The sequence below is a fragment of the Shinella sp. genome (assembly GCF_035998705.1).
GTDB lineage: Bacteria > Pseudomonadota > Alphaproteobacteria > Rhizobiales > Rhizobiaceae > Shinella.
In genome coordinates this window covers 663,866-688,837 of the sequence record NZ_DASYHH010000008.1, presented here as the reverse complement: position 1 = coordinate 688,837, position 24,972 = coordinate 663,866, and the positions used below count along the sequence as shown (strand labels likewise).

Sequence of the window (24,972 nt, the reverse complement as noted above, 5' to 3'; positions counted from 1 at the left end):
GTCCCGTCCCGTCACTTGTAGATGAAGCCGATGGAGCCGTGGTAACTGCCCGAGGGCATCGCGTCCTCCTTGCGGCCGTAGATCTTGTTCACCTTGCCGAGGAAGAAGCTCGCGGCGTCGTTGGTCGCGTTGAAATTGTCATCCGGACGCTGGAGCGCGGTGCGCGCGACGGGTCGCACGAGATAGGGCGTCGCGATGATGACCATTTCCGTCTCGTTGCGCACGAAATCCTTGGAGCGGAACAGCGTGCCGAAGATCGGGATCTTCGAGAGGCCCGGCAGGCCCGACACCGCCTGGCGGATATCGTCCTTGACGAGGCCGGCGATCACGATGGAGCCGCCCGACGGCAGTTCGACGCTGGTTGTGGCCTCGCGGCGGCGGATGCCGAGCACGGTCAGGCCGGGAATGTTGGAGTTGGCGATGGACGTCGCCGACCCTTCGAAGGTCGGTTCCGACACTTCGGTCTCGATCCTGAGGCTGATGCGGCCGGGGGACAGAACGACCGGGCGGAAATTCAGGCGGATGCCGTATTCGACCGCGCTGATCGTGCGACCGATCGTCGGGGGCCTCCCCTCTTCGCCTTCTGAAATCGATTGTTCGGTCGGCAGGCGGAATTCGCCGCCGACATAGAACCGTGCTTCTTCGCCCGAAATGGCCGTGAGGCTCGGTTCGGCGAGCGTGCGCATGACGCCGGCCTGTTCCATGGCGCTCATGCTGCTGGCAAGCGACAGGCCGCCGATGCTGCCGGTGGCAACGCCATTGGAGACCCAGTCCGCCGCGCCGCCGAGATTGGTCGGATTGCGGAACGAGATGCCGCCGTTCGATCCCTGGACGGACCCGTTGAAGCCGAGTTGCTTCAGCACCTGGCGGCTGACTTCGGCCACGGTGATCTTCAGCGTGACCTGGTCCTCGCCATCGATCTTCAGCATGTTGACGACCTGGGAGCGCTGACGGGTTTCACCGAAGATGGCGGAATCGCCGTTATTGCCCTGGGAGACGACCGTGCGGGTCGTGGCCTCGCCGCCTCGCAGGAAGATTTCGGCGAGACGTGTCGCCTGCGCGGCGTCCTGCGGCGTGCGCACCGTGCCGTTCAGCACGATATTGTCGGAGATGATTTCGACTTCGATTTCGGAATCGGGGATGAAGCGGCGCAGGTTGGCCTGCAGGCCATCGATGTCGCGCTCCACGGTCAGGTCGATGCTGACGATCTCTTCGCCGCCCGGCCCGAAGATGAAGATGTTGGTCTGGCCGACTTCCTTGCCGAAGAGATAGATGCGGCGCGAGGTGCGCGTAACGGCATCCGCCTTGCCCGGATCGGCGACGAGGATGTCATGCGCGTCGGTCGGCAGGTCGACGACGATCGCCTTGTTGAGGCCGAGCTTGACCGCCTTGCGGGCGCCGGGGCCGGCATTGCTGATGCGGATGACCGAAGCGGTTGCCGCTTGCGCGGTCGCGACGGCCGCGCCCTCGAGCACGACGCCCGGCAGGCCGGAAAGCGCCAGGCAGACACTCAGTCCGCCGGCGACAGAAGCCCGTAAAGTCCTTGCGATTCCAAACACGGTCAGCTCCTGGTCACTTCTGTGTTGCGGGTGAGCCGCCATTGACGATTTCACCGGTCTTGATCACCTGGATGATCGGCATGCCGTCGCCGCCGCTGAGCAGGTAGTCGGCCGCGCCCGTATCGGGCTCCTGGGCATCCGCCACGCTGCGCAACGCCAGCGACAGGCGCTCGGCCATCTGCTGGGCAACGGCGATCACCTTGGTCTGGTCGGGGGTGAGTTCGAGCGTGGCGGTGGTGCCGACGGCGGCCTTCGAGCCGTCCTCGTTTTCCTGGATCTGCTGGTCGATGGCGAGCACGCGCACATTCGCCAGCACGGTCTCGGTAATGTAGGAGCCCTCGGGGCTCTTGCGCACCATGATCACGTCGACGCGGTCGTTCGGCAGGATGAAGCCGCCGGCGCCCGTCGCCACCGAGATTTCCGTCGCGACCGCCCGTTTGCCGGAGGGCAGCAGCGACGACATGATGCGGTTGCTCGAATCGGCGATCTTTTCCTGGCGGATCGGCTCGCCATTGAAGACCGGCATGCGTACGACCGCGCCGTTGAGGGTCTCCATCGCGTCGGGCCGGTTCTGGTCGGTGATGAAGCCTTCGACGACCGAGCCTTCCGGCCAGGCCATCCAGGCAAGTGTTTCCGGGTTGAGGCGCGCGCCGACCGGCAGGCTTTCCCTGGCCACAAGCACATTGATCGTCGGCTCACGCTCGACGACGGTCTCGGGCAGGGCGGGCGTGTCGCCGCCGGCGAGCCGCAAGGCCAGAAGGCCTGCGACGCCCGCCGAAACGACGGCCACTGCCAGAATGATGATTCGCGCCGGTCTCATGTGGTTTCCCTGGGGCTGCGGACAGTTCTATCCGCCACATTGACCGGCAATGGTGTAATTATGGTTAATAGTCGCCTTACGGCTATGGTTAACGAGCGGTTGACGCTGCCTTTCGCCGGCACGGCTTTGCCCCGGACGTTTCAACCCGGGGTGGCGCGTGTTCCTTGTGGGAAGATCGTTGTCAGCCGGCGCTGCCGAGCGCGGCAAGCATGAGCGGGGAGGTCGGGTAGGCGGCAAAGGCGCCAATCCCGATCGCGATGCCATAGGGCACCTTCTTCGCCTTCAGGAGATGGTCGGGAACGGGCAGGCCGGTGGCGAGGATCAGGTTCGTGCTCGACCGCAGCGACAGGATTACGAGGGTCAGCAGGCCGCCGAAGACGGAAACGTAGATCAGGAATTCGACAAGCGAAAAGTTCAGCCCGAACCAGACGGCACTCGCGGTCAGAAGCTTCGCATCGCCGCCGCCCATGACATTGAGGGCGAAGAGCGCGAAGCAGACGGAGAAGACGATGAGGCCGGCGGCGAGATGCATCGCAATGTCGGTCAGGCCAAGGCCTGCCAAAGGTGCTACAATGACAAAGGAGGCGAGCAGGATCGCTGAAACCCTGTTGGGAATCAGCATCGTCAGGAAATCGGAACAGGCCGCAACCGCCAGGCAAAGCGGAAATACCACGAAGATGATGGCTTGGGTCATGATGCTCCACCTCTTTCTTGCGCAATTCCGGCTTGCGCAATTCCGGACGCAAAACCGCTTTGCATTTTGCTGGTATCTCGCCGGCGCATGATGCGCACGATCCGTTGAGGAAAGGCTAATGTGGAAAAAGAAAAGCCGCCTTCTAGGCGGCTTTCCGGATGCTGGCGGTACCGGTCAGCCTGTGTGGCTTACGGTGCGGTCTTGTTGACGGCGGTCGTCAGCTTGGTGCCCAGGCCGGCGAAGGTCGTGTTCAGCGAGTTGCCCAGCGCGGTGGCACCCGTGATGAGTGCAACGGAAATCAGGGCGGCGATGAGGCCGTATTCGATGGCGGTAGCGCCCGATTCGTCCTTGATAAGGCGAGCGAAAATCTTGGTCATGGTATTCTCCTAGCTCCACGATGTTGGTTCAGCACGTCCGCCAACTGTTTCCGTTGTTCGGATGCTTGCAACCTACAGGCCGGCCATTTCCATCGGCTTAAAGAAATGGGTTAACAGGAGATTAGCGTGGGCCTGCAGGATATAGGGTTAGAAATCGGTTAGTCCCCTTACGCGCGCGGATTCCCTACTCCGTTCCGTCGCTTGGAAGCATGAGGCGGTGCAGGGGGCGAACGCATAAATCGACAAGCCTAGCGACCGGCTTAAACCTTCGTTCACCATTCACGGCGATGCTGTCCCTTACTTCTTACCGGGATGATTGTTTATGGGACGCGACCGGACTTTCGCCGTAGCAGCCGCAAAGCTTGCGACAGCCGCCTTTGTCATCGTATCGACGGCCGCTTCCGCGTTTGCCGAAGAGCCGCTGATGCGCGTCTACATGGATCATGCCCGCGTGCTCAAGCTCGATCGCCCGGTCAGCAAGGTCATCATCGGCAATGCGGATGTCGCCGACGCGACCGTGGCAGATTCGCAGACGATCGTGCTCACCGGTCGCAACTTCGGAACCACCAACCTCGTCCTGCTCGATGCGGATGGCAATGCCATCGTCGACGAGCGCATCCTCGTCTCGATCGACGAAGGCAATACCGTGCGCGTCTTCCGCCAGACCGAGCGGTCCGTGCTCTCCTGCACGCCGAATTGCGAGGAACATGTCGCCAGGAACAACTCTGGCGGCTGATGGCGCGTCCAGCTTCGGGCGTCCGAATGCGGGAAACCGTTCAATTCTTCGGCTCAGCGCACACGAAATATAAACGGTCTGTCGCCTACTCTCGCCGTGTCCACATTCTGGGAACGGATCGCGATGTCGCTCGATCATGATGCACCTACCCGCCGGAGGCCGATGAAGGGCCTGCTCGGCCGCCTCTTCGCCCGTCGCGACGGGGCGACGGCAATGGAATTCGCCCTTCTCAGCCTGCCCTTTTTCATGATCGTCTTCGCCTCGCTCGAGACCTTCGTCGCCTTTTCCGCCGAGCAGATGCTTGCCAACGCCACCGACACGATGGCCCGCAAGATCCGGATGGGCGATATCCGCTCGACGACGAAGGATGGAGAAAAGAACGCAGAGGCGGTGTTCCGCAAGGCCTTCTGCGATGAAATCGCCATCCTGATGCCCTGCTCGACGACGGAGCTCGCAAAACCGGACAAGCTATATCTCGACGTACGGAGTTTCGCGACCTACGCGGACATCCCGAAAGCCGTTCCGATGATCGGCACCGATCTCGACACTTCTGCCTTCAAGTTCGCACCCGGCGGCAAGCGGTCGATCAATATCATACGCGCCTATTATCGCTGGGATATCGTGACGGATGTCGTTCGCCCCTATGTTTCCAACATCCGGGCATCCGATGGCTCCCGCCAGAACTACCTGATGGTCGCCACGGCCGTTGTCCAGAACGAGGACTTTCCATGATGCGCGGCGTCCCTGGGACAAGCGATGCCGGGCAAGGCCGGCAGGGCGTGAAGAGCGGCGTTCTTCTCAGGCTGCGTCGCTTCGTCGAGGATCGGCGCGGCGTCGGTGCCATCGAATTCGCGATCGTCGCCCCTTTGCTGATGATGGCCTATATCAGCGCCTTCGAGCTCACCATCGGCTACACCTTGTCACGCAAGGTCAGCCGTGCGGCCAGCACGGTTTCCGACCTGTTGACGCAGAACGCCTCGACCAACGCCGCAGTGTTGGACACGATGAAGGACGTCACGAAAAGCGTCATCGCTCCTTTCCCGCAGCCCGTAGGGTTCACGCTGAAGATCACCGGCGTCGCCATCGATGCGGATGGCAAGGCGACGGTTGCCTGGTCGCGGGACCAGGACAAGGGGCAGCCCTATACCAAGGGAACCGCCGTCGCGTTGCCAAGCAGCATCGAAGGCGCCAAGAACCTGTTCTTCGTGCGCACCGAACTGGCCGTGCCGCACAAGATCCTCCTCGTGGCGCCGAACCTCTCATCGAAGCTCAACGATATCACGCTCGCAAAGACGAGTTATTTCGGCCTGCGCCAGGGCTCCGCGATCGCCTGCCCCGACTGCTGAGCGCGGCCGCCCGCCCTGCCGATTTCGCTTGAACCCCCCATGACGCCCGTGTCATGTCAGTCAGTTCATCCGCTCTTTAGAAGGCGGTTCATCCGCTCTTCAGAAGGCGGACACGGACAGACGACAGGTGAACCCATGGCGCGAGCCTTCCTCTTCGTTCTCGATTCCTTCGGCATCGGCGGTGGCCCGGATGCGGCGGCCTTCGGCGATCTCGGCGCCGATACGCTCGGCCATATCGCCGAATTCTGCGCGGCGGGCGTCGCCGACCGTCCGGGGCTCCGGCAGGGGCCGCTGAAGCTTCCCAATATGTCGGCACTCGGCCTCCTGCATGCCGCCCGCGCCGCGACCGGCCGTTTTCCGCAGGGCATGGACGTGCCGCCGCGCGTCTTCGGCTTCCATGGCGCGGCAAGCGAGGTCTCGAACGGCAAGGACACGCCGTCGGGCCATTGGGAGATCGCCGGCACGCCGGTGACCTTCGACTGGGCTTATTTCCCGACGGAAGGCGATGCCTTCGAGCCCGAACTGGTGAAAGCGATCTGCGCGGCAGGCGATGTGCCGGGCATTCTCGGCAACTGCCACGCCTCGGGCACGGATATCATCGCCCGCCACGGCTGGGAGCACGCCAGCACCGGCCGGCCGATCTGCTACACGTCCTCCGATTCCGTCTTCCAGGTCGCGGCCCACGAGCGCTATTTCGGCCTCGATCGCCTGCTCGCCTTCTGCGAGACCGTGCGGAAAATCCTCGACGAGCGACCCGGCGGGCGCATCGGCCGGGTCATCGCGCGGCCGTTCGTCGGCGAGACGCCGGAGACCTTCGAGCGCACCGGCAACCGCCGCGACTATTCCGTCCTGCCGCCGGAGCCGACCCTGCTCGACCGGCTGAGCGAGGCCGGCCGCACCGTGCACGCCGTCGGCAAGATCGGCGACATCTTTGCCCACCAGGGTATCGGCAAGCTTACCAAGGCGAACGGCAACATGGCGCTGCTCGATGCTACGCTCGGCGTGATGGACGAGGCGGCGGACGGCGACCTCGTCTTCACCAATTTCGTCGATTTCGACATGCTCTACGGCCACCGCCGCGACGTCGCCGGTTATGCGGCGGCGCTGGAAGCCTTCGATCGGCGCCTGCCGGAAGTCGACCGCAAGCTGAAACCCGGCGACATCGTCATCCTCACCGCCGATCACGGCTGCGACCCCACCTGGCGCGGCACGGATCACACGCGTGAGCGCGTGCCGATCATGAGCTTTGGTCCGGGCATCCGCTCGCGCCTGCTTGAAACCCGCACGACCTTCGCCGATATCGGCGAAAGCATTGCCCGTCACCTCGGCATTGCGCCGGGTCCGCACGGAAGGAGCTTTTTGTGACGAAATCCATGCCCAAGGCGGAGCTGCACTGCCATATCGAAGGTGCGACCCCGCCGGCCCTGGCACTTGCCCAGGCCGAACGCTACGGCATCGACACCTCCGCCTTCATCCGCGACGGCGCCTACGCCTGGCAGGATTTCACCAGCTTCGTCGAGAGCTATGACGCGACCGCCAACCTGTTCCGTGACGAGGAGGATTATGCGCTGCTTGCGGAAACCTACCTCACCGAGATCGCCGAAGCGGGCGCCATCTACAGCGAACTGATCGTCTCGCCCGACCAGGGCGACGCCGTCGGCATCGGTGCCGATGCCTATGTGCGCGGCCTCGCCGAGGGCGCCGAACGCGCCAAGGCGAAGACCGGCATCGAGACGCGCCTCCTCATCGTCGGCATCCGTCATTTCGGGCCGGAACGAGTGACGAAGGCGGCCGAATACGCCGCGCGCCGGCCGCACCCGTTGATCACGGGCTTCAATCTGGCCGGCGAGGAGCGCATGCACAGCGTTGCCGATTTCACCCGCGCCTTCGACATCGCCCGCGACGCCGGTCTCGGCATCACCATCCATGCCGGTGAACTCTCCGGCGCCTTCAGCGTGCGCGATGCGCTCGATCACGTCCGCCCCGCCCGCATCAGCCACGGCGTGCGCGCCATCGAGGATGCGGATCTCGTCAGGCGGCTGGCGGATGAGGGGGTCGTGCTGGAAGTTTGCCCGGGCTCGAATGTCGCGCTGGAGGTTTTTCCCGATTTCGAGAGCCATCCTTTGCGGGCACTTCATGAGGCCGGCGTGCGCGTCACGCTCAATTCCGACGATCCGCCCTTCTTCCACACATCGCTTTCCCGCGAATACGAGGTTGCCGCGACGATCATGGGCTTCACCGACGCGGAAATCCTCGGCATGACGCGCACCGCCATCGAGGCCGCATTCGTCGACGAACCGACGCGGCAAAGGCTGCTTTCATTGCTTTGAGGCGCAAGCCGGCTCTTGCGGCCCTCCGCCGTTCCGTGGAAAAAGAGGCGTTTACTCAATTTGGGAAGGTTGGCCATGGACGGCGTCACAGTCATCGATCACCCGCTCGTGCAGCACAAGCTGACCATCATGCGCAAGAAGGAAACCTCGACCGGCAGCTTCCGCCGCCTGCTGCGCGAGATCTCCACGCTGCTCTGCTACGAAGTCACGCGCGACCTGGAACTCACCACCCAGCGCATCGAGACGCCGCTGGAGATCATCGACGCGCCGGTGCTGGAAGGCAAGAAGCTCGTCTTCGCTTCCATCCTGCGCGCCGGCAACGGCCTCCTGGAAGGCATGCTGGAACTGGTGCCGTCCGCCCGCGTCTCCCATATCGGCGTCTATCGCGACCATGAGACGCTGGAAGCGGTCGAGTATTTCTTCAAGGCGCCGGACAGCATCGACGAACGCCTCGTCATCGTCGTCGATCCCATGCTGGCGACCGGCAATTCGGCCATCGCCGCCATCGACACGCTGAAGAGCCGCGGTGCAACGAACATCCGCTTCCTCTGCCTGCTGGCGGCCCCCGAAGGGATCAAGAGTTTTCGCGCGCACCACCCGGACGTGCCGGTCTACACCGCCTCGATCGACCGCCAGCTGAATGAGAAGGGCTATATCGTGCCGGGCCTCGGTGATGCGGGCGACCGCATGTACGGCACGAAGTGATCGACTGACCGAACAGGGCCTCTACCCTCTCCTCCGTCATGGTCGGGCTTGACCCGACCATCCACGCAGCGGGTGTGGCGAGGGCGGTGCAAAAGCATTTAACCTACCGTTTACCAAGCCGAACGAAGATCGTGGAGAGGGGCGCCGTCGGGCGTCCCTTTTGCCGTCCGTTAGCCGGATGCGTGTTATTTCGGGACAGATCTTCCGGAGACCCGTCCATGTCCGTCCGCAGCCTCGCTTTTGTCACCGGCGCCGTGATCGTCACCGCGGCCTTCGTGCCCGACGTCGCGACCCGTTATCTCGAATCGACCGGCGACAAACCGGCCGCCAAAGTCGAGACGGCGGCCGTGCAGACGGGGCAGGGCGCGGCGCGTTATACCGGCAACCGCAGCGCGGTGATCGATGCGGATCCGAACGGCCATTTCACCGGCCGCTTCGCCATCAATGGCCGCAAGGAAGAGGGCATGGTCGATACCGGCGCCAGCATGGTCGCCATCAATGTCTCGACGGCCCAGCGTATCGGCATCGACAGGGCCGACCTCGATTTCCGCTATGCCGTCGATACCGCGAACGGCAAGGCGCGCGCCGCCTATATCCGCCTCGACAGGATCGAGATCGGCCCGGTGCGCATGGAAAACATCGGCGCCATGGTGCTGGAGGACAAGGCGCTCTCCGGCACGCTGATCGGCATGAGCTTCCTGAAGGGCCTGTCCTCCTACCGCGTCGAAGACGGCAGGCTGCACCTCACGCGCTGATGCGCGTCAGGATGTCGGGAGATGCCGCAGGCGCTTGCGGTGCGATCCGGTAAAGCCCGGCAAGCCGCTCGGCGCCGCGCGCGGCATCCGTCTCGTTTACGGCGTGCACACGGCCGATCTCGTCGCCCTTTTCGACCCTCGTACCGAGCGGCACAAGGCGATCGAAGCCGACGCGGTGGTCGATCGTATCGTCCGGCCGGCTGCGCCCGCCACCAAGCTCGATGACTGCCATCCCCACGCCGCGCGTATCGCAGGAAACCAGATAGCCGGCTTCCGATGCCAGGACCGGACGGATAATCGGTGCGGCCGAAAGGTAAGCCGCGGGCTTCTCCAGCAGGTCGGTGGGGCCGCCGAGCGCATGCACCATGCGCCCGAAAATCTCTGCGGCCGCGCCGCTGGCGAGTGCCTGGGCGGCCTTCGTTTCGGCCGCGGCCAGGTCCCGTTCCACCCCGGAAAGCACCAGCATTTCCGCGGCGAAAGCGAGCACGATGCGCTTCAGCCGCGTCCCCGCCTTCTCACCCTTCAGGAAGGCGATGCAATTGGCGATCTCGACGGCATTGCCGGCGGCGTCCGCCAGCGGCTGGTTCATGTCGGTGATGAGCGCGGAGGTTTTGACACCCGCGCCATTCGCCACCGCGACCAGCGAGCGGGCGAGCGTCTCGGCTTCAGTGGCGTCCGCCATGAAGGCGCCGTTGCCGACCTTCACGTCGAGCACCAGCGATTGCAGGCCTGCCGCGAGCTTTTTCGAGAGGATGGAGGCGGTGATCAGCGGCACGGAATCGACCGTCGCCGTCACATCGCGGATCGCGTAGATGCGCTTGTCGGCGGGCGCGAGGTCGGCGGTCTGGCCGATGATCGCGCAGCCGACGTGCTTCACCGTGCGGCGGAAGAGATCGGCGGAGGGCATGATCGTGTAGCCGGGGATCGATTCCAGCTTGTCGAGCGTGCCGCCGGTATGGCCGAGGCCGCGGCCGGAGATCATCGGCACGGCAAGCCCGCAGGCGGCCGCGATCGGGGCCAGCATCAGCGAGACATTGTCGCCGACGCCGCCGGTCGAATGTTTGTCGGCGATCGGCCGGTCTATGTCCGACCAGTCGAGCACGTCGCCGGAATCGCGCATGGCGAGCGTCAGCGCCACGGTCTCCTCGCGCGTCATGCCGTTGAACCAGATCGCCATGGCGAAGGCCGCCACCTGCCCCTCGGAGACGCTGCCATCCGTCACGCCGGCGATGAAGCGGGCGATGTCTTCCGGCGCGAGCGGCTCGCCGTTGCGCTTGCGACGGATCGTCTCCTGCGGCAGCATCTTCAGTAGCTCGCGGGCGCGGCGGGCGCGGGCTGACCGCCGAGCGTGGACAGGATATCGCCGAGCAGGCCGGACGCGCCGAACCGGAAGGTTTTGGGCGTCGCCCAGCCTTCGCCGAGGATCGTGGCAGCAAGTGCCAGATAGTCGCCGGCATCGGCGACGGTGCGCACGCCGCCCGCCGGCTTGAAACCGACCGGCCTGCCGCTGGCCTTGATGGCATTCAGCATGATCTCGGCGGCTTGCAGGGTGGCGTTGACGGCAAACTTGCCGGTCGAGGTCTTGATGAAATCCGCGCCTGCGGCAATCGCGAGATCGGAAGCCTCGCGGATCAGCGCCGGGTCCTTCAGCGCGCCGGTTTCCAGAATGGTCTTGAGAAGGATCGGCGGCGCGCAGGCCGCTTTCACGGCTTCCACCATCTCCACCACTGCCGCTTCGTCGCCGATGATGAAGTCGCGATAGGGGATGACGATGTCGATCTCGTCGGCGCCGTCGGCAATCGCCCGTTTCGTCTCGGCGATCACCCTGGCAACCGTCAGATCCCCGGAAGGAAAGTTGACCACGGTCGCGATCTTCACCGCATGGCCTTTGCCGAGAATGCCCCGCGCCTGAGCCACGAAACGTGGCCAGATGCAGATGGCGGCCGTGTTGCCGAAGGGCGTCTGCGCCTGGGCGCAGAGTTTCTCGATGGCCGCGGCATTGCTGTCGTCGTTGAGGTCCGTCAGGTCGAGCAGGGAGAGCGCTTGTCGCGCGATCGCCTTGGTGTCGTCCTCATGCATTTTCATTGCCTCCGCCCGCGATTATCTCGGTAAGAATCGCGGCAAGCCGTTTTCCGCCGATCGGGGCCATGTCCTTGGTTTCGTGATGGCTGAGTTCGCCGCCCGTCATGCCGGCGCCGAAATTGGTGATGACCGAGGCGGCGGCGACATCGAGGCCGAGATGCCGCGCGATCAGCACTTCCGGCACGGTCGACATGCCGACGGCATCGGCGCCGAAAACCCGGGCCATGCGGATTTCCGCCGGCGTTTCGAAATTCGGGCCGGAGAACCACATATAGACGCCGCTCGACAGCGGGATGCCGAGCTTCTGCGCCGCCGCCTCCATGCGGGCGGCAAGCCCGGCATCATAGGCATTGGTCATGCCGACGAAACGGTCGTCGCTCTCGATGCCGATCAGCGGATTGCTGCCCGAAAAATTGATGTGGTCGGAAATTCGCATGACCGAGCCGGGCGGCATGTCTTCGCGGAGCGACCCTGCCGAATTGGTAAGGATCAGCGAGGTGACGCCCAAACCCTTCAGAACCTCGATGGGCGTGCGCATGGCATTGGCATCGCCGCGCTCATAATAGTGCACGCGGCCGGACAGCATGATGACCGGGACCTCGCCGAGATAGCCGATGACCATCTCGCCGGCATGACCCGAGACGGAGCTGACGGGAAAACTCGGCAGGTCGGAATAGGGAATATGCAGCGGGTTCTGAACGGCTTCCACCAGCGAGCCGAGCCCCGAGCCGAGCACGATGCCGTAGCGTGGCAGCACGCCGCCGAGGCGGGCGCGCAGCAGTTCTGTCGTGTGCGCGCTCATCCGATCACGTCCGTGGCAAAACCATGCGGCAGGAGCTCTTCCATGGTCATGGTCTTCTTCACGCCGGTCTCGTCGCAGAGATAGATCGGCGTCTTGGCCGTCGCGAATTCCGCGATCTTCTGGCGGCAGCCGCCGCAGGGCGGGCAAAGCGGCAGTTTTTCCGCGATGACCGCCATCTCGACGATTTTCTTGTTGCCGGCCATGATCATGTGGCTGATCGCGGTCGGCTCGGCGCACCAGCCCTGCGGAAACGACAGGTTTTCGATATTGGCGCCGGCATAGATCCTGCCGTCCTCGGCGCGGATGGCCGCGCCCACGGGGAATTTGGAATAGGGCGCATGCGCGAAGGCCATCGCAGCGCGCGCCGCCTCGAAGAGGTCGTGGGACATGTTTTATCGCTCCTTGACATAGGGCACGCCGCCGGCCTTCGGCGGAATGGCCTTGCCGATGAAGCCTGCAAGCAGGATCACGGTCAGGATATAGGGCAGCGCCTGCATGAACTGTACCGGCACCTTGCCGATCAGCGGGAAGGCGTAACCCTGGTAGCGGATGGCGAAGGCATCGAGGAAGCCGAAGAGCAGGCAGGCGAAGAGGATGTTCTTCGGCCGCCACTTGGCGAAGATGAGCGCGGCGAGCGCGATATAGCCCTTGCCCGCCGTCATGCCCTTTGTGAAGCCGGCATTGGCCGAGAGCGAGAGATAGGCGCCCGCAATGCCGCAAAGGATGCCGCAGCAGATGACGGCGCGGTAGCGCAGCCAGATCACCGAAATGCCGGCGGTATCAACCGCACCGGGGTTCTCGCCGACGGCGCGCAGGCGCAGGCCGAAGCGCGTGCGGTAGAGAATCCACCAGCTCGCCGGCACCATCAGGAAGGCGAGATAGGTCAGCGGCGAGTGGCCGGAGAGCAGGCCGGAATAGAGCGGCCCGAGGATCGGCACCTCGCGCACGGCATCGGCGAAGGGCAGGGTGATCCGCCCGAAGCGGCCGTCTTCGGTGAGCGCCGGCGTGCGTCCGCCCTGGCGGAACCAGGCCTCGCCGAGGATGACGGTGGAGCCCGCGACGACGAAGTTGATCGCGACGCCGGAAACGATCTGGCTGCCGCGCTGGGTGATCGAGGCATAGCCGTGCACCAGCGAGAGCAGCACGGAGACGAGCACGGCGGCAAGCAGGCCCATGGTCACGGATTGCGTGAGATAGGCGACGGTGCCGGCGGCGAAGGCGGCGCCGAGCATCTTGCCCTCAAGGCCGATGTCGAAGACGCCGGCGCGTTCGGTGAAGAGGCCGGCAAGAGCGGCGAGGATCAGCGGCGTCGAGACGCGCACCGTCGACTGGGCGAGCTCGATGAAGGTCTGGAAGAATTCCATGGCGCTCAGGCTCCCTTGGTGGCGGCGACGTCGCGGGTTTTCGGCGAAAGCGCCAGCACGGCCCGCGTGATGGCCGGGCGGAACATGTGCTCCAGCGCGCCGGCAAACAGGATGACGAGACCCTGGATGATGACGATCATGTCGCGCGAGATGGAGGGCATCTCGAAGGAGATTTCCGCCCCGCCCTGATAGAGCATGCCGAAGAGCAGTGCTGCCGGAATGATGCCCGCCGGATGCGAGCGCCCCATCAGCGCCACCGCGATGCCGACGAAGCCGGCGCCCTGCACGAAATCGAGCTGCATGCGGAACTGCTCGCCCATGATCGGGTTCAGCGCCATCATGCCGGCGAGCCCGCCGGAAATCATCATGGCGATGACGATGATCCTGGCTTCCTTGATGCCGGCATAACGCGCGGCCGCAGGGCTGTGGCCCATAGTGCGCATCTCGTAGCCGAGCCTTGTGCGCCAGATCAGCACCCAGACGCCGAAGGCGGCAACCAGCGCCAGCAGGAAGGAAATGTTGAACGGCGCCGAGCCGACGGACAGGCCGAAGATCGACATCAGCCAGTCGAGTTTCGGCAGCTGGCCGCCCGCCTCGAAGGTGCGGGTTTCGAGCGACATGGAGCCGAGCGGTTTGAACACGCGGTTGAGCAGGTAGTTCATCAGGCTGGCGGCGATGAAGTTGAACATGATCGTCGTGATGACGATATGGCTGCCGCGCTTGGCCTGCAGCCAGCCGGGGATCATCGCCCAGAGTGCGCCGAACAGCGCTGCGCCGAGAATGGCTATCGGGAAGAGGAGATACCAGGGCAGCACGCGGTCGAAGGAGAGGCAGGCGAGCGCCACGCCGATGCCGCCGATATAGGCCTGGCCTTCGCCGCCGATGTTGAACAGGCCGCAATGGAAGGCGACCGCGACGGCAAGGCCGGTGAAGATGAAGGTGGTCGTGTAATAGAGCGTGAAGCCGATATATTCGCCGCGCCCGAAGGCGCCGTTGATCATGTGATAGGCGGCTTCCAGCGGGCTCTCGCCGACGATCAGCACGACAAGGCCGGAAATCAGGAAGGCGACGGCGAGGTTGACGAGCGGGATCAGGCCATATTCGGCCCAGGCCGGCAGTTTCGCGTAGGGGACACTCATTCCGCAGCCTCCTTCCGGCCTTCCACGCCGGCCATCAACAGGCCGAGCTCTCCTTCGGTGGCATCCGGCAGGCGCTCGCCGACGACCCGGCCGGCGAACATCACCAGGATACGGTCGGAAAGCGCGCGGATCTCGTCCAGCTCCACCGAGACGAGCAGCACCGCCTTGCCCTGGTCGCGCATCTCGATGATGCGCTTGTGAATGAATTCGATCGCACCGACATCCACGCCGCGCGTCGGCTGGCCGATGATCAGCACGTCGGGATTGCGCTCCATCTCGCGCGCCAGCACGATCTTCTGCTGGTTGCCGCCGGAGAAATTGGCGGTTTTCAACCGCGGGTTCGGCGGGCGGATGTCGTAGGCGGCGATCTTCTCCTCCGCATCGGCGCGGATGGCATCGACATCGAGCAGCAGGCCTTTGCGATATTTCGGATCGTCGTGATAACCGAGGATGGCGTTTTCGCTTTCCTCGAATTTCAGGACGAGCCCGACATGGTGGCGGTCCTCCGGCACATGCGCGAGGCGGCGCTTGCGCAGTGCCGCCGGGTCGGCATGGCCGGTGACGTCGATCGGGCTGCCGTTGAGCAGCACCGTGCCGGATTTCGCGCGGCGGATGCCGGAGATCGCCTCCAGCAGCTCCGACTGGCCGTTGCCGGCAACGCCCGCAATGCCGACGATCTCGCCGGCACGGATATCGAAGGAGACGTCGTCGACCATGGTCACGCCGCGGCTGTCGCGCACCGTCAGATTCTTGACGGAGAATTTGACGTCCGCCGGTTTCGCCTCGCCCTTTTCCACGCGCAGCAGCACGCGGCGGCCGACCATCAGCTCGGCCAGCTCCTCGACCGAGGTTTCCTTCGTCGTACGCGTCGCCACCATCTCGCCGCGCCGCATGACGGAGACCTCGTCGGTGATCGCCATGATCTCGCGCAGCTTGTGGGTGATGAGCAGGACCGTTTTGCCCTCGTCCTTCAACTGGCCGAGGATGCGGAACAGGTGGTCGGCCTCGGGCGGCGTCAGCACGCCCGTCGGCTCGTCGAGAATGAGGATATCGGCCCGGCGGTAGAGCGCTTTCAGGATTTCCACGCGCTGCTGGATGCCGACCGGCAGTTCCTCAATGACCGCGTCGGGATCGACCTCCAGCGCATATTCCTTTTCGAGCCGCTTCAATTCGGCGCGTGCCTTGGTGATGCCGGCATTGAGGATCTGGCTCTCCTCCGCGCCGAGCATGATGTTTTCCAGCACGGTGAAATTCTCGACCAGCATGAAATGCTGGTGCACCATGCCGATGCCGGCGGCGATGGCGGCATTCGGGTCGCGGATATTGACCGTCTTGCCGTCGATCACGATGTCGCCGTGGTCGGCTTGGTAGAAGCCGTAGAGGATCGACATGAGGGTGGATTTGCCGGCGCCGTTTTCGCCGATGATGCCGTGAATGGTGCCCTTGCGGACCTTCAGGTTGATGTTCCGGTTGGCGTGGACGAGGCCGAAGCTCTTGTCGATGCCCTTCAGTTCGATTGCCAATTCGCTCATGACGATCCACTCTTACGGGGATTTAGGGCCGACAGGCCTCCCGGCCGATCGGTCTTAGTCTTGTTGCTTCCGCCGTGCTTGTCCAGCCTGATTGCGGGTTGATGCCGCGCTCGCTATAGCTCGGCCGCCGGCAGCGAGCGACGAGGACCAGCCCATGACACCGTCTAAGACCACGCCCGATCTTCCCGAAGACGACCGCATCGCCCGCCTGGAGGAGCACATTGCCCACCAGGCGAAAACGATCGAGGAAATGTCGGACCAGCTCGCCGAACAATGGCGCGTGATCGAACAGGTCCGCTCGAAGCTCGACCGGTTGACGGAACGTTTCCTCACGCTGGAAGAGGGGTCTCTGAAAGCCCCGGCCATCACCCGCCCGCCGCATTATTAAGGCGTAAGGGGAAACGGAATCGGCCCGTCTGCTTTCACGCAAACGGGCCGTCAATGCCGCTTAGTAGGGGCAGGTTTCATCCGACATGTAGTCGTGCACCTTCACCGTACCGGCGATGATGTCGGCGCGCGCCTTGTCGACGGCGGCCTTCATTTCCGGGGTGATGAGCGGCGCGTTGTTGTCGTCCATCGCGACGTCGACGCCGTTTTCCTTGAGGCCGAGCACGTTGACGCCGGGCTTGAACGTGTCGTTCTTGGCGGTGATGAAGGCGTCGTAGACGGCAACGTCGACGCGCTTGACCATGGAGGTCAGGACCTTGCCGGGATGCATGCCGTTCTGGTTGGAATCGACGCCGATGCCGAGCTTGCCGGCGTCGACGGCGGCCTGGAGCACGCCCACGCCCGTGCCGCCGGCAGCATGGTAGACCACGTCCGAACCCTGGTCGAACTGCGACTTGGCGATTTCACCGCCCTTGACCGGGTCGTTCCAGGCGTCCGGCGTCGTGCCCGTATAGGCTTCGAGCACGTTCATATCCGAACCCAGCGACTTGGCACCGCCGATGTAGCCACAGGCGAACTTGTGGATGAGCGGGATGTCCATGCCGCCGACGAACGAGACGGTCTTCGACTTGGACGCCATGCCGGCGAGGATGCCGGCGAGCCAGCCGCCCTCTTCTTCCTTGAAGACGACCGAGCGGACGTTCGGCTTGTCGACGACCATGTCGATGATGGCGAATTTGGTGTCCGGATATTCGGCTGCGACCTTCTCGAGCTGGGCAGCCCAGGAGAAGCCGGCCATCACGATCGGGTTGTTGCCGTCGCTGGCGAAGCGGCGGAGTGCCTGTTCGCGCTGCGCGTCATTGGCGATTTCGAAGTCGCGATATTCGATACCGGTCTCGGCCTTGAACTTTTCCGCGCCGTTATAGGCTGCCTCGTTGAACGACTTGTCGAACTTGCCGCCGAGGTCATAGATGATCGCCGGCTTGATGTCCGCGGCAAAGGCGCTTGCCGACATGGCGGCGGTGGCAAGAAGGGTGAGAAGGGTTTTTTTCATTGTGCAGCCCTGTTCGCTATTGGTTTTATAGGGACCTTCCGTGCACCGCCCGAAAAGGCGCGCGACGGAGCCACCGACCCGTTCCCTTGGGTCAGGCTGTCGGCATCCTTGCACGGCTCCGGGAAAAATTCACCAGAAATTTTTCAATTGGTAAAAAATATGAGCCGCTGCGAACGGAGATGGGGAATCTCATTCGCAGCGGCTCTTGGCCTATCGAAAATGTCAGCGGAATCAGCCGATTGCGCAGGAAACGCCGGTGCCGCGCATGCTGCAATAGCCGCCCGGATTCTTGGCGAGATATTGCTGGTGCACCTCCTCGGCGAAGTAGAGCGGCCCCGCCTCGGCGATCTCCGTTGTAATGCGGTCCGTCCGTCCCGCGGCCGTCAGCGCCGCCTGGTAGATGTCGCGGGCACGGCGCGCGACAGCGAGGTCCGCCTCGTCGTCAAGGTAGATCGCCGAACGATAGGTCGTGCCGATATCGTTGCCCTGGCGCATGCCCTGGGTCGGGTCGTGCGCCTCGAAGAAGGTCTTCAGCAGCGTTTCGAGCGACACGACGGAAGGGTCGTAGACGACGAGCACCACTTCGGTATGGCCCGTGAGCCCCGTCGTGGTCTCGTGATAGGTCGGGTTGGGCGTGATGCCGCCGGAATAGCCGGCCGCCGTCACCCATACGCCGGGGATCTTCCACAGCGCGCGTTCGGCGCCCCAGAAGCAGCCCATGCCAAGCAGCACGGTCTTGAAACCCTCCGGATATGGCCCCTGGAGCGGCCGTCCGTTGACGAAATGGGTGGCGGATGTCGGAATGGGCTGGTCGCGGCCGGGCAGGGCTGCGTCCGGCGCGGGCATGGTGGTCTTCTTGTTGAACATGTCGATCAGGAACATATTTGGCCTCCTGGCCAGGCCGCGACAGGGGCGGCGGTTCGGTGTCAGGCGGTGAAGCGGCCGGCAGCGGGCGAGCGCTTGTAGGCGATCACCCAGAAGAACAGCGAGACGGCGAGCAGCACGGCAAAGGCCGGCTGGGAGAGCACCCACATCGCCGCCGGGTCCCAGGCATAGGGATGAAGATTGCGCATGATGCCGTCGGCGACGAGCGCGATCGTATCCGGGCTCGCCGTGCTCCAGGCGACCGCCAGGGGCGTCAGCACCGGCTCGGAGGCCGAAACCGACTGGATTGCGTCGATCGTGCCCGCCATCACGGCAATGACCAGGGCAACAAGACTGATAGCCCTCAAGACGAACCGTATCATCGCGCACCCTCCTGGTGCCGCCTGCGGGAGCCTCGATTTTGCTCCGCTTCATTCCTGCCTATAAATAGGAAGACGGCTGACGTTCCGCAATCCTTCGCACCGACGCGTGAAAGAACCTTCAAGAATCTGTCAGAAAGCGGTTGATCCCGCGTGAAACCTCGGTATATATCGCGCCGTCTCGCCGGAATGGAAACAGGAAAGCGGTCCGCGCCGGATTGACCGACGGCTGCGAGCGGATGGACAGGTGGCCGAGTGGTTGAAGGCGCACGCCTGGAAAGTGTGTATAGGGGAGACTCTATCGCGGGTTCGAATCCCGCTCTGTCCGCCATTCTTTCTCCGTAAGGCGTTGAATATGCTGGCGGAACAGCGGAGGGGTTTAACTCTTCCCCACTTCTTTCCCCACTTCACATTTTCGTTACCGGCCTATTTTGATAACCGGCCCGAACGTCGGGCGCGAGGCGCCTTCGAACGCTTCAGCAAACGTCATGTCTGTGAACCGCTCTAGCGCATGGATGGCCGCGAATATTCCTGCCATAGCCTCGTGCTGGTAGGGATCGCTTGCGCCCCATGCGCTCTTGCCGGGAATGACGGTCCAGTAGCGGTGGGCCATTGCCCGCATGTTCTCGTCGGGATTGATACACGGCCAGGAGGTTTTGAGCGCCTGCACTGCCTCTTTCATCCGGGCATCAACATCGGCTCGGTACTCCAGGTCTTGCCGATATTTGTCATGTCCAAGAGCGATCTGCCCGAGATAGGCATGCGTAGCGGCGGCGATTGGCGATTGGGCCATTAAATTCACCTATCCCATTGATAGCGCATTGTTCTGAATACGTATGGCGTTGTTCTTATTATGAACGGCCAGATTATAGCGCATTCCGCGACCCCTCGCCCGGAATTGTCGGGAGAACTGGCGTCTAGATGCTGGGTTGATAAAACCCCATGACGCGCATGAGACCCCCTTGCAGGCATTCGGCGTCAAACAGGCCTTGCGCCGTGAATAGAAGCGCCTCTGCCTTCATGCGGAGACCTTCACCCGTGCGCGCCGGTACTCTTGATATTTCAGCACAGGCGGCGCGGCATCGCGTCCCCGCCATTGCTACCCGGTCCTGCACGGCATCAACGCCAGATGCGAGCTTAACCCGTGCCGTCGCCGCTTCGTACTCCCGTGCAAGATCCACCCTACGGGTTAGCTCGAAGATGAACTTTTCCTTTCTCGCTTGCGAGTTTGCAAGGGCCTTGGGCGTGCGGCCCTTGGGCGTGTAGGCCTCCCACTCGGCTAGCCGCTTCTTTGCGCTATCTTCGGTCCAGAGGGTAAAGCAGGTCGTCGGGAGGCTCCGGCGCTGCGCAGGCGTGAAGCGCTTGGTCAGTGCCTCGGTATCCCGCATCAGCGGGCGGCCGACAAGGTCGCTCTCGATTGCGACGGACGCAATGTAAGTGCTGCGTCGTTCCGCGTTCGCGCATTCAAGCAGCTCTTCAGGAGCGAGCGGCCAAACGTGTTTCCACTCATCGGCAAGCCATTCCAGGGCGTCCTTTGCCGCGGCAATCTCCGACTGCGCAGCGTTGAAGTCCGCATAGGCTGCAATCAGGTCGGGGTTCTCTTGCCCGACATGGTAGTCGCCGGCAGTTGGCATAGCGGCGACTGCGACACCAGCGCCGGCCGGGACGGATGCGGCAGCGAGGCCACCAAGGAATGTGCGACGGGTCGTTTCCATTTATGCAGCCTCCGGGTTGCTGGCATCGGCCAGGGCTTGGATCTCGGGAATGATGGCGGCAGGGTTGCCGGTGAAGTCATGGGCGCGGGCCTTGATGAGCAGGCCGGCAAAGGTTGCGGGCTTGAATGGCTCGATTTCGAGCGCAAGGTCTTCGAGCTTGACGTACAGGTCATTGACGCGATGCACGGCGCGGCCACAGACGGCGAACCGATGCGCGGACCATGCGGACGTGCCATAGACCAGCCCGGCATCAGCCGCGGCGCGGTCGCACTCGTGCTGGAGCGCGGCAAGCTGCGACTGTGCGGCGCGGTATTGCTCCATGAGGGCGGCAAAGGCGGCGCCGAGGCGGCGAAGCGTTGTATCCGTCATCGCGTCGTCCCCGCTTCAAGAGCGCGGTAATAGGTCGCCTTCACGTCACGGGCGCGCTGCTCGACTTCACCGACGAGGAAGAACACGCGTTCCCGCTCGTCGTCAGACAGGACGAAATGCGTGCCTATGGCGTCTTCAAGGGTCGGCCGCTCCAACAGGCCTTGTGCGATATGGCGAGCGAGACCGGCAACAATTGCCAGGTCGCAAAGCATCGGCTCCAGGTCCGACAATTCACCTTCGAGCGGAATGAACATTATGCGTGCTCCCTTTCGAGTGTTGACAGTTCGGAGACTAGAGCTCGACGCTCGTCGGTGATGCTGTAGCGGAAGGAACGGGCGTCGAGCGTCTGAAGCTGGCGGATGAGTTCGGCACGGCGATCCGCGGCACGATCCGCTTCCGTCTTCACTGCCTCGGCTGCTACTTTCTTGGCAGCTTCCCACGCGCCGCGAAGAGCATCGGCAAACCAACGACGGCGGCCGGCTACCGTGGACGGACGAGCCGTGCGCGTCATGTTGCGGTAGATCGTCCATGCGGCTTTCATGATCCCAGAACGGTTGAATTTGGGCATGCCTCCGGCGTTGGCCGGAACGGTGCGGTTCGGCATTTGCGTTTCTCTCTTGTTAATTTCTCAACTGTACTTGAATTAACCTTAATTTCAGATTAGGTCAAGCCGGCTTGATAAAAAAACAATTCAACTGTATGAAATACGCATGATAGAGCCAGATCAGATAAGAGCGGCGCGCTCAATGCTTGGGATGACCCAGGCCGAGCTAGCCAAGGTTGCCGGCATTTCCACGACCGGTTTAAACAATATCGAGCGCGGGAACGCAGATCCGAAAGCGTCTACCCTTCGGGCAATACAATCCGCGCTAGAACAGGCTGGAATTATCTTTCAAGCCGACGGCGAGATGACCAATGGTGGGCGGGGCGTTAGGCTCTCCGGGAAGAATGAGTGAGCAATGGGGGCAGCACCTGCGAAAGGCCAGAAAACCCAAGCGTTGTACGCGCTTCACTGGCTGCCTGATCTGTCACCATCCGCACGACGCGTCGGCGCTTGGCTCGTCTGGCACGCAAACGCGACGACGGGCAGATGCGACCCCGGGCAAGCAAGAATTAGAAGCGAAACAGGCCTTTCGCGACGAACCGTTCAGACCGCCGTTCAGGAGCTAGTTGGCTCGGGCTTGATTTCCCGCCGCCTGCGGAACCAGAATAGCAGCACCTACCAAGTCCAATGGACTGCGCTTTCTAATCATGTTGCGGCATATGAAGCGCGCGCCCGTGACGGCGTCGAGGTTGTAGAACAACGAAACCGGCGAAGACCAGGCGCGGAAACTTGCGCCCCACAGGCGCAGAAACTCGCGCCTGACCTGGCGCAAGAAATTGCGCCCAAACTCTCGGCAGCTAACACTGGGAATGAACCCGTGTTCCGGGTCGGCACCATTTCTGCGAATGGTGAAAGCTATGATTTCGTCGGCGACGATGACGTTGCTGAAAAAATGCTAGGCATCAAAGCAGACCCTGCTTTCGTCGCAGTGTTAGATCGGGAGGTCAGCAACGGACGCCTTTTCAGTAGGCAGTTTGCTGATCTCCTTTATAGGCGACTCACTCAAATACACACGGACGCTGACTATATGACCGATCCAGTCGCCGGCCGTGCATATAGGCTCCTCGAGACCGTTATTTGCAGGGAGGATGCTGCGTGACGGAAGTAATTCCATTTCCAGGCCGAAAGCGCATAGGCCACGCGCGAAAAATCGCAGGCATGTTAAAGAGCGCACGGTCCGAGCGCGAAGCTCACCATATCATCGGGCGTGCAGTTGAGACGTTCGAACGACAGATGGCCGTCGCCTCAATCTCCAGTGCTCATGTCGCGCAAGAGAGGCGCGATTATCTCGTGGCGATCGATCGTCAGTGCCGGCAACAAGGCTCGAAATGGACGCCGATTGCCTGCGGAGATGCCAGCTCGGAGGCCATTGAGTTATGACCAAAATGGAACTCTACCTCCCGAAACCGGGCAGCAAGACCCGAGAGGCCGAGCCAAGCCGCAAGGGTGCAGGGGCTCTGGAGAAGGTCGGAGATCGAGGCACCATCATCGCCAAACATCCGGGCAAAGTGATCGTGGCGAACGTCTCGCAGAGAAAGCTCAAGGCATGACCGTCACGCGCCGGGAGGACGGGAAGTGGGCTGTAATGAAAGATGGCGCTGAAGTCGCAGGCCCGTTCGAAGAGATGGCAGCGGCATGGCGGTGGATCGATCGCCACGACGGCGAGCCAATAAACCATTCTGAGAAGGTGGGGGATTGGATTTCCGCGCGGTGGAACCCATGGCGGTGATAATAGCATTCCCGGTTACAGCCAGGGTTCGCAAGATCCGAGACACAGCCCTGAAGCTCCTAGAGCGGCCGACCGTCAAAAGTGCCGACTACTACCGCGGCCAGGTCTTGGACCCCATGAGGGCCAGCTTTCTGCGGATTGGCCTGTCTGAAGAGGAAGCCGACGAGCAGACACGGGTGTTCTGGATGGCCGTGCAGGTCGAGGCGGCTAGAATACTCGGCGCGGGCGCCACAGCGTGATTAACCGATATCTGGTTAACGCCCACACATGGAACCTTAGAAAACCCAACATCGAGACGGTCAGGTGTGTCACCTGTCAGTAAATTCGCCCGTAATGACTCGTGGGCGCGTTTCTCGCTATCTCCGCTGTCCGAGTACCGGGGCGCATCGAAATGCGCGCTGGCGGGCTCCCCTGAGTCAAGCAGCCCCTATTGCCAACGGCCTTCGACGGTATAGGCTATGGGCATGCCGCAACCTGATCTGTTCCCCGCCTCATTCCTCGCCGCTATGATTACGTTCGTCGTGGTCCTGGTCGGCTATCGGATCACAAAGCATGACCAGAAGCTCGGCCGCAACGAGAGCTTTGCCGCGCTTTGCTTCGTCTTCGCTTTGAGCGGCTTCCTGCTTGCAACCAACTATCTAAGCGACTGGATTTTCACCCACCACCCCAGCTTATCCACCGTTCTTCATATTCTCTATGGGAACCTGCTGGCCTGTGGATTGGTGGCGACGGTCCAAGGGTTGCGCACGAGGCGAATTTCCCAACCGTTCGAGCGGCTTTTCTTTACCGGCTTGCTGTTCGCGTTTCCGATCGGCGCCGTCTGGATGCTTGCCTGAGAATACGGCAAACCTAAGAGCCCATGCGGGCCATTTGGTATCGAGACCAACGGCGGCGCTGTGCTTCCGCGATCCTCTGGCGGCCCTCGTCTGTCTTCGGCCCCGTGCTCCGTCCGCCATGAAACTTGCAGCGGTGCTTGCCGGGCTCGGGCTTCATCGCGCAGGAAAACCCCCTTCGGTTCCGGGCACCACAACGCGCTGGCTGGGGAGGCGCTCCCGGCTCCAAATCCGCAACCGCTGCGGTTTTGCGTGATGGCAGTTCATAGGCCTTCAGATCGATGCCGAGAATTACTGCCATTAAACGGACGGCATAAGCGCTGGGGTCTACGTGGTCGCTTGTTTCCCAATAGCTGACAGCATGCCGGCCGATATACGCGCGTTTGGCGAGCTGCGACTGGGAAAGGCCTGCCTCCTTGCGAGCTGCCGCCAGTCCCTTGCCGGTGAGCGTTTCGTGGCGTGGCATCAATGCACCCTGACCGGGGAACACTCCAGCCCCGCGATCTTTTCGAGAAACGCCATGGCCTTTGCCAGACTGTCGCCAGCCGCAATCAACAGCACGGGGTCAACCGGTTCCCCCGAGGCGGCGCACTCCAACGCTCGGCGCCGAAAGCGTTCCGAGAATGCGAGGGTGGCAAGAGCGTCTTCCATGTCGTTCACGGGAAGACCTTGAAGCGCGCATACGGCCTCCTCAACACTGTCTTCAACGTCCAGGCCGAGCCCTGCCGCCATCAACAGCGCGTCGAGGGAAGCGACAAGATCCAGGCTCGATTTGAATTTCCGTTCGGGCGTCATC

35 protein-coding genes and 1 tRNA gene are annotated in these 24,972 nt (G+C 63.0%); 15 read left to right on the top strand and 21 right to left on the bottom strand.

Features of this window, described 5'->3' with window-relative positions; translation table 11 throughout:
* Positions 1 to 11: 11 nt before the first annotated feature.
* The 4 genes from VGN93_RS06430 to VGN93_RS06415 all read right to left on the bottom strand — a co-directional run bounded on the left by VGN93_RS06430 (position 12) and on the right by VGN93_RS06415 (position 3,450).
* Positions 12 to 1,601 (bottom strand): type II and III secretion system protein family protein, encoded by a 1,590-nt coding sequence (locus VGN93_RS06430; protein WP_414714036.1) that lies wholly within the window; start codon positions 1,599 to 1,601, stop codon positions 12 to 14.
* Positions 1,573 to 2,379, bottom strand: a complete 807-nt coding sequence (gene cpaB / locus VGN93_RS06425) for a Flp pilus assembly protein CpaB (protein WP_319322866.1) — start codon at positions 2,377 to 2,379, stop codon at positions 1,573 to 1,575. Before cpaB ends, VGN93_RS06430 begins: the two co-directional genes overlap by 29 nt.
* A gap of 181 nt (positions 2,380 to 2,560) precedes the next feature.
* The gene (locus VGN93_RS06420; RefSeq protein WP_319322864.1) at positions 2,561 to 3,073 is read right to left on the bottom strand and encodes a prepilin peptidase; all 513 of its coding nucleotides are present in this window, start codon (positions 3,071 to 3,073) and stop codon (positions 2,561 to 2,563) included.
* A gap of 188 nt (positions 3,074 to 3,261) precedes the next feature.
* The gene (locus VGN93_RS06415) at positions 3,262 to 3,450 is read right to left on the bottom strand and encodes a Flp family type IVb pilin (protein ID WP_319322862.1); all 189 of its coding nucleotides are present in this window, start codon (positions 3,448 to 3,450) and stop codon (positions 3,262 to 3,264) included.
* A gap of 322 nt (positions 3,451 to 3,772) precedes the next feature.
* Between VGN93_RS06415 and VGN93_RS06410 the strand changes: the two genes are divergently transcribed.
* The 7 genes from VGN93_RS06410 (at position 3,773) to VGN93_RS06380 (ending at position 9,322) form a co-directional block, all read left to right on the top strand.
* A complete protein-coding gene (locus tag VGN93_RS06410) occupies positions 3,773 to 4,186 on the top strand; it encodes a pilus assembly protein N-terminal domain-containing protein (RefSeq protein ID WP_327506799.1) in 414 nt (137 codons plus the stop codon).
* 123 nt (positions 4,187 to 4,309) lie between these two features.
* The gene (locus tag VGN93_RS06405; RefSeq protein ID WP_327506798.1) at positions 4,310 to 4,918 is read left to right on the top strand and encodes a TadE/TadG family type IV pilus assembly protein; all 609 of its coding nucleotides are present in this window, start codon (positions 4,310 to 4,312) and stop codon (positions 4,916 to 4,918) included.
* Positions 4,915 to 5,532: a TadE/TadG family type IV pilus assembly protein gene (locus tag VGN93_RS06400; RefSeq protein ID WP_327506797.1), complete on the top strand. Its 618-nt coding sequence runs from the start codon at positions 4,915 to 4,917 to the stop codon at positions 5,530 to 5,532. Before VGN93_RS06405 ends, VGN93_RS06400 begins: the two co-directional genes overlap by 4 nt.
* A 135-nt stretch (positions 5,533 to 5,667) precedes the next feature.
* Positions 5,668 to 6,897: a phosphopentomutase gene (locus VGN93_RS06395; RefSeq protein WP_327506796.1), complete on the top strand. Its 1,230-nt coding sequence runs from the start codon at positions 5,668 to 5,670 to the stop codon at positions 6,895 to 6,897.
* A gap of 8 nt (positions 6,898 to 6,905) precedes the next feature.
* Complete coding sequence (locus VGN93_RS06390; RefSeq protein WP_414714051.1) at positions 6,906 to 7,862, top strand: adenosine deaminase; 957 nt, start codon at positions 6,906 to 6,908, stop codon at positions 7,860 to 7,862.
* A 75-nt stretch (positions 7,863 to 7,937) separates the two neighbouring features.
* Positions 7,938 to 8,567 (top strand): uracil phosphoribosyltransferase, encoded by a 630-nt coding sequence (upp, locus tag VGN93_RS06385; protein WP_319322850.1) that lies wholly within the window; start codon positions 7,938 to 7,940, stop codon positions 8,565 to 8,567.
* Positions 8,568 to 8,785: 218 nt separating this feature from the next.
* Positions 8,786 to 9,322, top strand: a complete 537-nt coding sequence (locus tag VGN93_RS06380) for a TIGR02281 family clan AA aspartic protease (RefSeq protein ID WP_319321910.1) — start codon at positions 8,786 to 8,788, stop codon at positions 9,320 to 9,322.
* Here the strand turns inward: VGN93_RS06380 and deoA are convergent.
* From deoA to VGN93_RS06345, 7 genes are read right to left on the bottom strand one after another with little or no spacing between them, the layout of a single operon-like run.
* Positions 9,312 to 10,625, bottom strand: coding sequence for a thymidine phosphorylase (gene deoA, locus VGN93_RS06375; RefSeq protein WP_327506794.1), 1,314 nt, complete (start codon positions 10,623 to 10,625; stop codon positions 9,312 to 9,314). The two genes, VGN93_RS06380 and deoA, sit on opposite strands and share 11 nt — an antisense overlap.
* 2 nt (positions 10,626 to 10,627) lie before the next feature.
* The gene (deoC, locus tag VGN93_RS06370) at positions 10,628 to 11,401 is read right to left on the bottom strand and encodes a deoxyribose-phosphate aldolase (RefSeq protein ID WP_327506793.1); all 774 of its coding nucleotides are present in this window, start codon (positions 11,399 to 11,401) and stop codon (positions 10,628 to 10,630) included.
* Positions 11,394 to 12,206, bottom strand: coding sequence for a purine-nucleoside phosphorylase (locus VGN93_RS06365; protein ID WP_327506792.1), 813 nt, complete (start codon positions 12,204 to 12,206; stop codon positions 11,394 to 11,396). Before VGN93_RS06365 ends, deoC begins: the two co-directional genes overlap by 8 nt.
* On the bottom strand, positions 12,203 to 12,595 hold the full coding sequence (locus VGN93_RS06360) for a cytidine deaminase (protein ID WP_319321918.1): 393 nt from the start codon (positions 12,593 to 12,595) through the stop codon (positions 12,203 to 12,205). The genes VGN93_RS06365 and VGN93_RS06360 overlap by 4 nt, the downstream gene beginning before the upstream one ends.
* A gap of 3 nt (positions 12,596 to 12,598) precedes the next feature.
* Positions 12,599 to 13,570 (bottom strand): ABC transporter permease, encoded by a 972-nt coding sequence (locus VGN93_RS06355; RefSeq protein ID WP_256118299.1) that lies wholly within the window; start codon positions 13,568 to 13,570, stop codon positions 12,599 to 12,601.
* A gap of 5 nt (positions 13,571 to 13,575) precedes the next feature.
* Positions 13,576 to 14,709: an ABC transporter permease gene (locus VGN93_RS06350; protein WP_319321926.1), complete on the bottom strand. Its 1,134-nt coding sequence runs from the start codon at positions 14,707 to 14,709 to the stop codon at positions 13,576 to 13,578.
* Positions 14,706 to 16,241, bottom strand: coding sequence for an ABC transporter ATP-binding protein (locus VGN93_RS06345; protein ID WP_327506791.1), 1,536 nt, complete (start codon positions 16,239 to 16,241; stop codon positions 14,706 to 14,708). Before VGN93_RS06345 ends, VGN93_RS06350 begins: the two co-directional genes overlap by 4 nt.
* A gap of 154 nt (positions 16,242 to 16,395) precedes the next feature.
* Between VGN93_RS06345 and VGN93_RS06340 the strand changes: the two genes are divergently transcribed.
* Positions 16,396 to 16,629: a SlyX family protein gene (locus VGN93_RS06340; protein ID WP_327506790.1), complete on the top strand. Its 234-nt coding sequence runs from the start codon at positions 16,396 to 16,398 to the stop codon at positions 16,627 to 16,629.
* A 60-nt stretch (positions 16,630 to 16,689) separates the two neighbouring features.
* On the opposite strand, the gene VGN93_RS06335 is transcribed toward VGN93_RS06340, so the two are convergent.
* The 3 genes from VGN93_RS06335 to VGN93_RS06325 all read right to left on the bottom strand — a co-directional run bounded on the left by VGN93_RS06335 (position 16,690) and on the right by VGN93_RS06325 (position 18,929).
* On the bottom strand, positions 16,690 to 17,682 hold the full coding sequence (locus VGN93_RS06335; RefSeq protein ID WP_327506789.1) for a BMP family ABC transporter substrate-binding protein: 993 nt from the start codon (positions 17,680 to 17,682) through the stop codon (positions 16,690 to 16,692).
* 231 nt (positions 17,683 to 17,913) lie between these two features.
* Positions 17,914 to 18,564 (bottom strand): peptide-methionine (S)-S-oxide reductase MsrA, encoded by a 651-nt coding sequence (gene msrA, locus VGN93_RS06330; RefSeq protein WP_327506788.1) that lies wholly within the window; start codon positions 18,562 to 18,564, stop codon positions 17,914 to 17,916.
* Between the two features lie 44 nt (positions 18,565 to 18,608).
* The gene (locus VGN93_RS06325; protein ID WP_319321939.1) at positions 18,609 to 18,929 is read right to left on the bottom strand and encodes a hypothetical protein; all 321 of its coding nucleotides are present in this window, start codon (positions 18,927 to 18,929) and stop codon (positions 18,609 to 18,611) included.
* A gap of 238 nt (positions 18,930 to 19,167) precedes the next feature.
* Between VGN93_RS06325 and VGN93_RS06320 the strand changes: the two genes are divergently transcribed.
* Positions 19,168 to 19,257: transfer RNA gene (locus VGN93_RS06320), tRNA-Ser, on the top strand.
* Between the two features lie 87 nt (positions 19,258 to 19,344).
* Here the strand turns inward: VGN93_RS06320 and VGN93_RS06315 are convergent.
* From VGN93_RS06315 to VGN93_RS06295, 5 genes are all read right to left on the bottom strand, one after another.
* Positions 19,345 to 19,719: a hypothetical protein gene (locus tag VGN93_RS06315; protein WP_327506787.1), complete on the bottom strand. Its 375-nt coding sequence runs from the start codon at positions 19,717 to 19,719 to the stop codon at positions 19,345 to 19,347.
* Between the two features lie 124 nt (positions 19,720 to 19,843).
* Entirely contained in the window at positions 19,844 to 20,641 is a 798-nt protein-coding gene (locus tag VGN93_RS06310) for a hypothetical protein (RefSeq protein ID WP_327506786.1), read from the bottom strand.
* Positions 20,642 to 21,010, bottom strand: coding sequence for a hypothetical protein (locus tag VGN93_RS06305; protein ID WP_327506785.1), 369 nt, complete (start codon positions 21,008 to 21,010; stop codon positions 20,642 to 20,644).
* Positions 21,007 to 21,264: a hypothetical protein gene (locus tag VGN93_RS06300; protein WP_327506784.1), complete on the bottom strand. Its 258-nt coding sequence runs from the start codon at positions 21,262 to 21,264 to the stop codon at positions 21,007 to 21,009. The genes VGN93_RS06305 and VGN93_RS06300 overlap by 4 nt, the downstream gene beginning before the upstream one ends.
* Positions 21,264 to 21,614 (bottom strand): hypothetical protein, encoded by a 351-nt coding sequence (locus VGN93_RS06295; protein WP_327506783.1) that lies wholly within the window; start codon positions 21,612 to 21,614, stop codon positions 21,264 to 21,266. Before VGN93_RS06295 ends, VGN93_RS06300 begins: the two co-directional genes overlap by 1 nt.
* 106 nt (positions 21,615 to 21,720) lie before the next feature.
* On the opposite strand from VGN93_RS06295, the gene VGN93_RS06290 reads away from it, so the two are divergent.
* The 6 genes from VGN93_RS06290 to VGN93_RS06270 all read left to right on the top strand — a co-directional run bounded on the left by VGN93_RS06290 (position 21,721) and on the right by VGN93_RS06270 (position 24,179).
* Positions 21,721 to 21,966 (top strand): helix-turn-helix domain-containing protein, encoded by a 246-nt coding sequence (locus tag VGN93_RS06290; RefSeq protein WP_327506782.1) that lies wholly within the window; start codon positions 21,721 to 21,723, stop codon positions 21,964 to 21,966.
* A gap of 3 nt (positions 21,967 to 21,969) precedes the next feature.
* A complete protein-coding gene (locus VGN93_RS31275; protein ID WP_414714035.1) occupies positions 21,970 to 22,713 on the top strand; it encodes a helix-turn-helix domain-containing protein in 744 nt (247 codons plus the stop codon).
* Entirely contained in the window at positions 22,710 to 22,994 is a 285-nt protein-coding gene (locus VGN93_RS06285) for a DUF6074 family protein (RefSeq protein WP_327506781.1), read from the top strand. Before VGN93_RS31275 ends, VGN93_RS06285 begins: the two co-directional genes overlap by 4 nt.
* Positions 22,991 to 23,164 (top strand): hypothetical protein, encoded by a 174-nt coding sequence (locus VGN93_RS06280; protein WP_327506780.1) that lies wholly within the window; start codon positions 22,991 to 22,993, stop codon positions 23,162 to 23,164. The genes VGN93_RS06285 and VGN93_RS06280 overlap by 4 nt, the downstream gene beginning before the upstream one ends.
* 169 nt (positions 23,165 to 23,333) lie before the next feature.
* Positions 23,334 to 23,582, top strand: a complete 249-nt coding sequence (locus tag VGN93_RS06275) for a DUF6074 family protein (protein WP_327506778.1) — start codon at positions 23,334 to 23,336, stop codon at positions 23,580 to 23,582.
* 225 nt (positions 23,583 to 23,807) lie between these two features.
* Entirely contained in the window at positions 23,808 to 24,179 is a 372-nt protein-coding gene (locus VGN93_RS06270; RefSeq protein WP_327506777.1) for a hypothetical protein, read from the top strand.
* A 13-nt stretch (positions 24,180 to 24,192) separates the two neighbouring features.
* On the opposite strand, the gene VGN93_RS31270 is transcribed toward VGN93_RS06270, so the two are convergent.
* A complete protein-coding gene (locus VGN93_RS31270; RefSeq protein ID WP_414714034.1) occupies positions 24,193 to 24,642 on the bottom strand; it encodes an HGGxSTG domain-containing protein in 450 nt (149 codons plus the stop codon).
* Entirely contained in the window at positions 24,642 to 24,971 is a 330-nt protein-coding gene (locus VGN93_RS06265; RefSeq protein WP_327506776.1) for a hypothetical protein, read from the bottom strand. Before VGN93_RS06265 ends, VGN93_RS31270 begins: the two co-directional genes overlap by 1 nt.
* Position 24,972 lies beyond the last annotated feature (1 nt).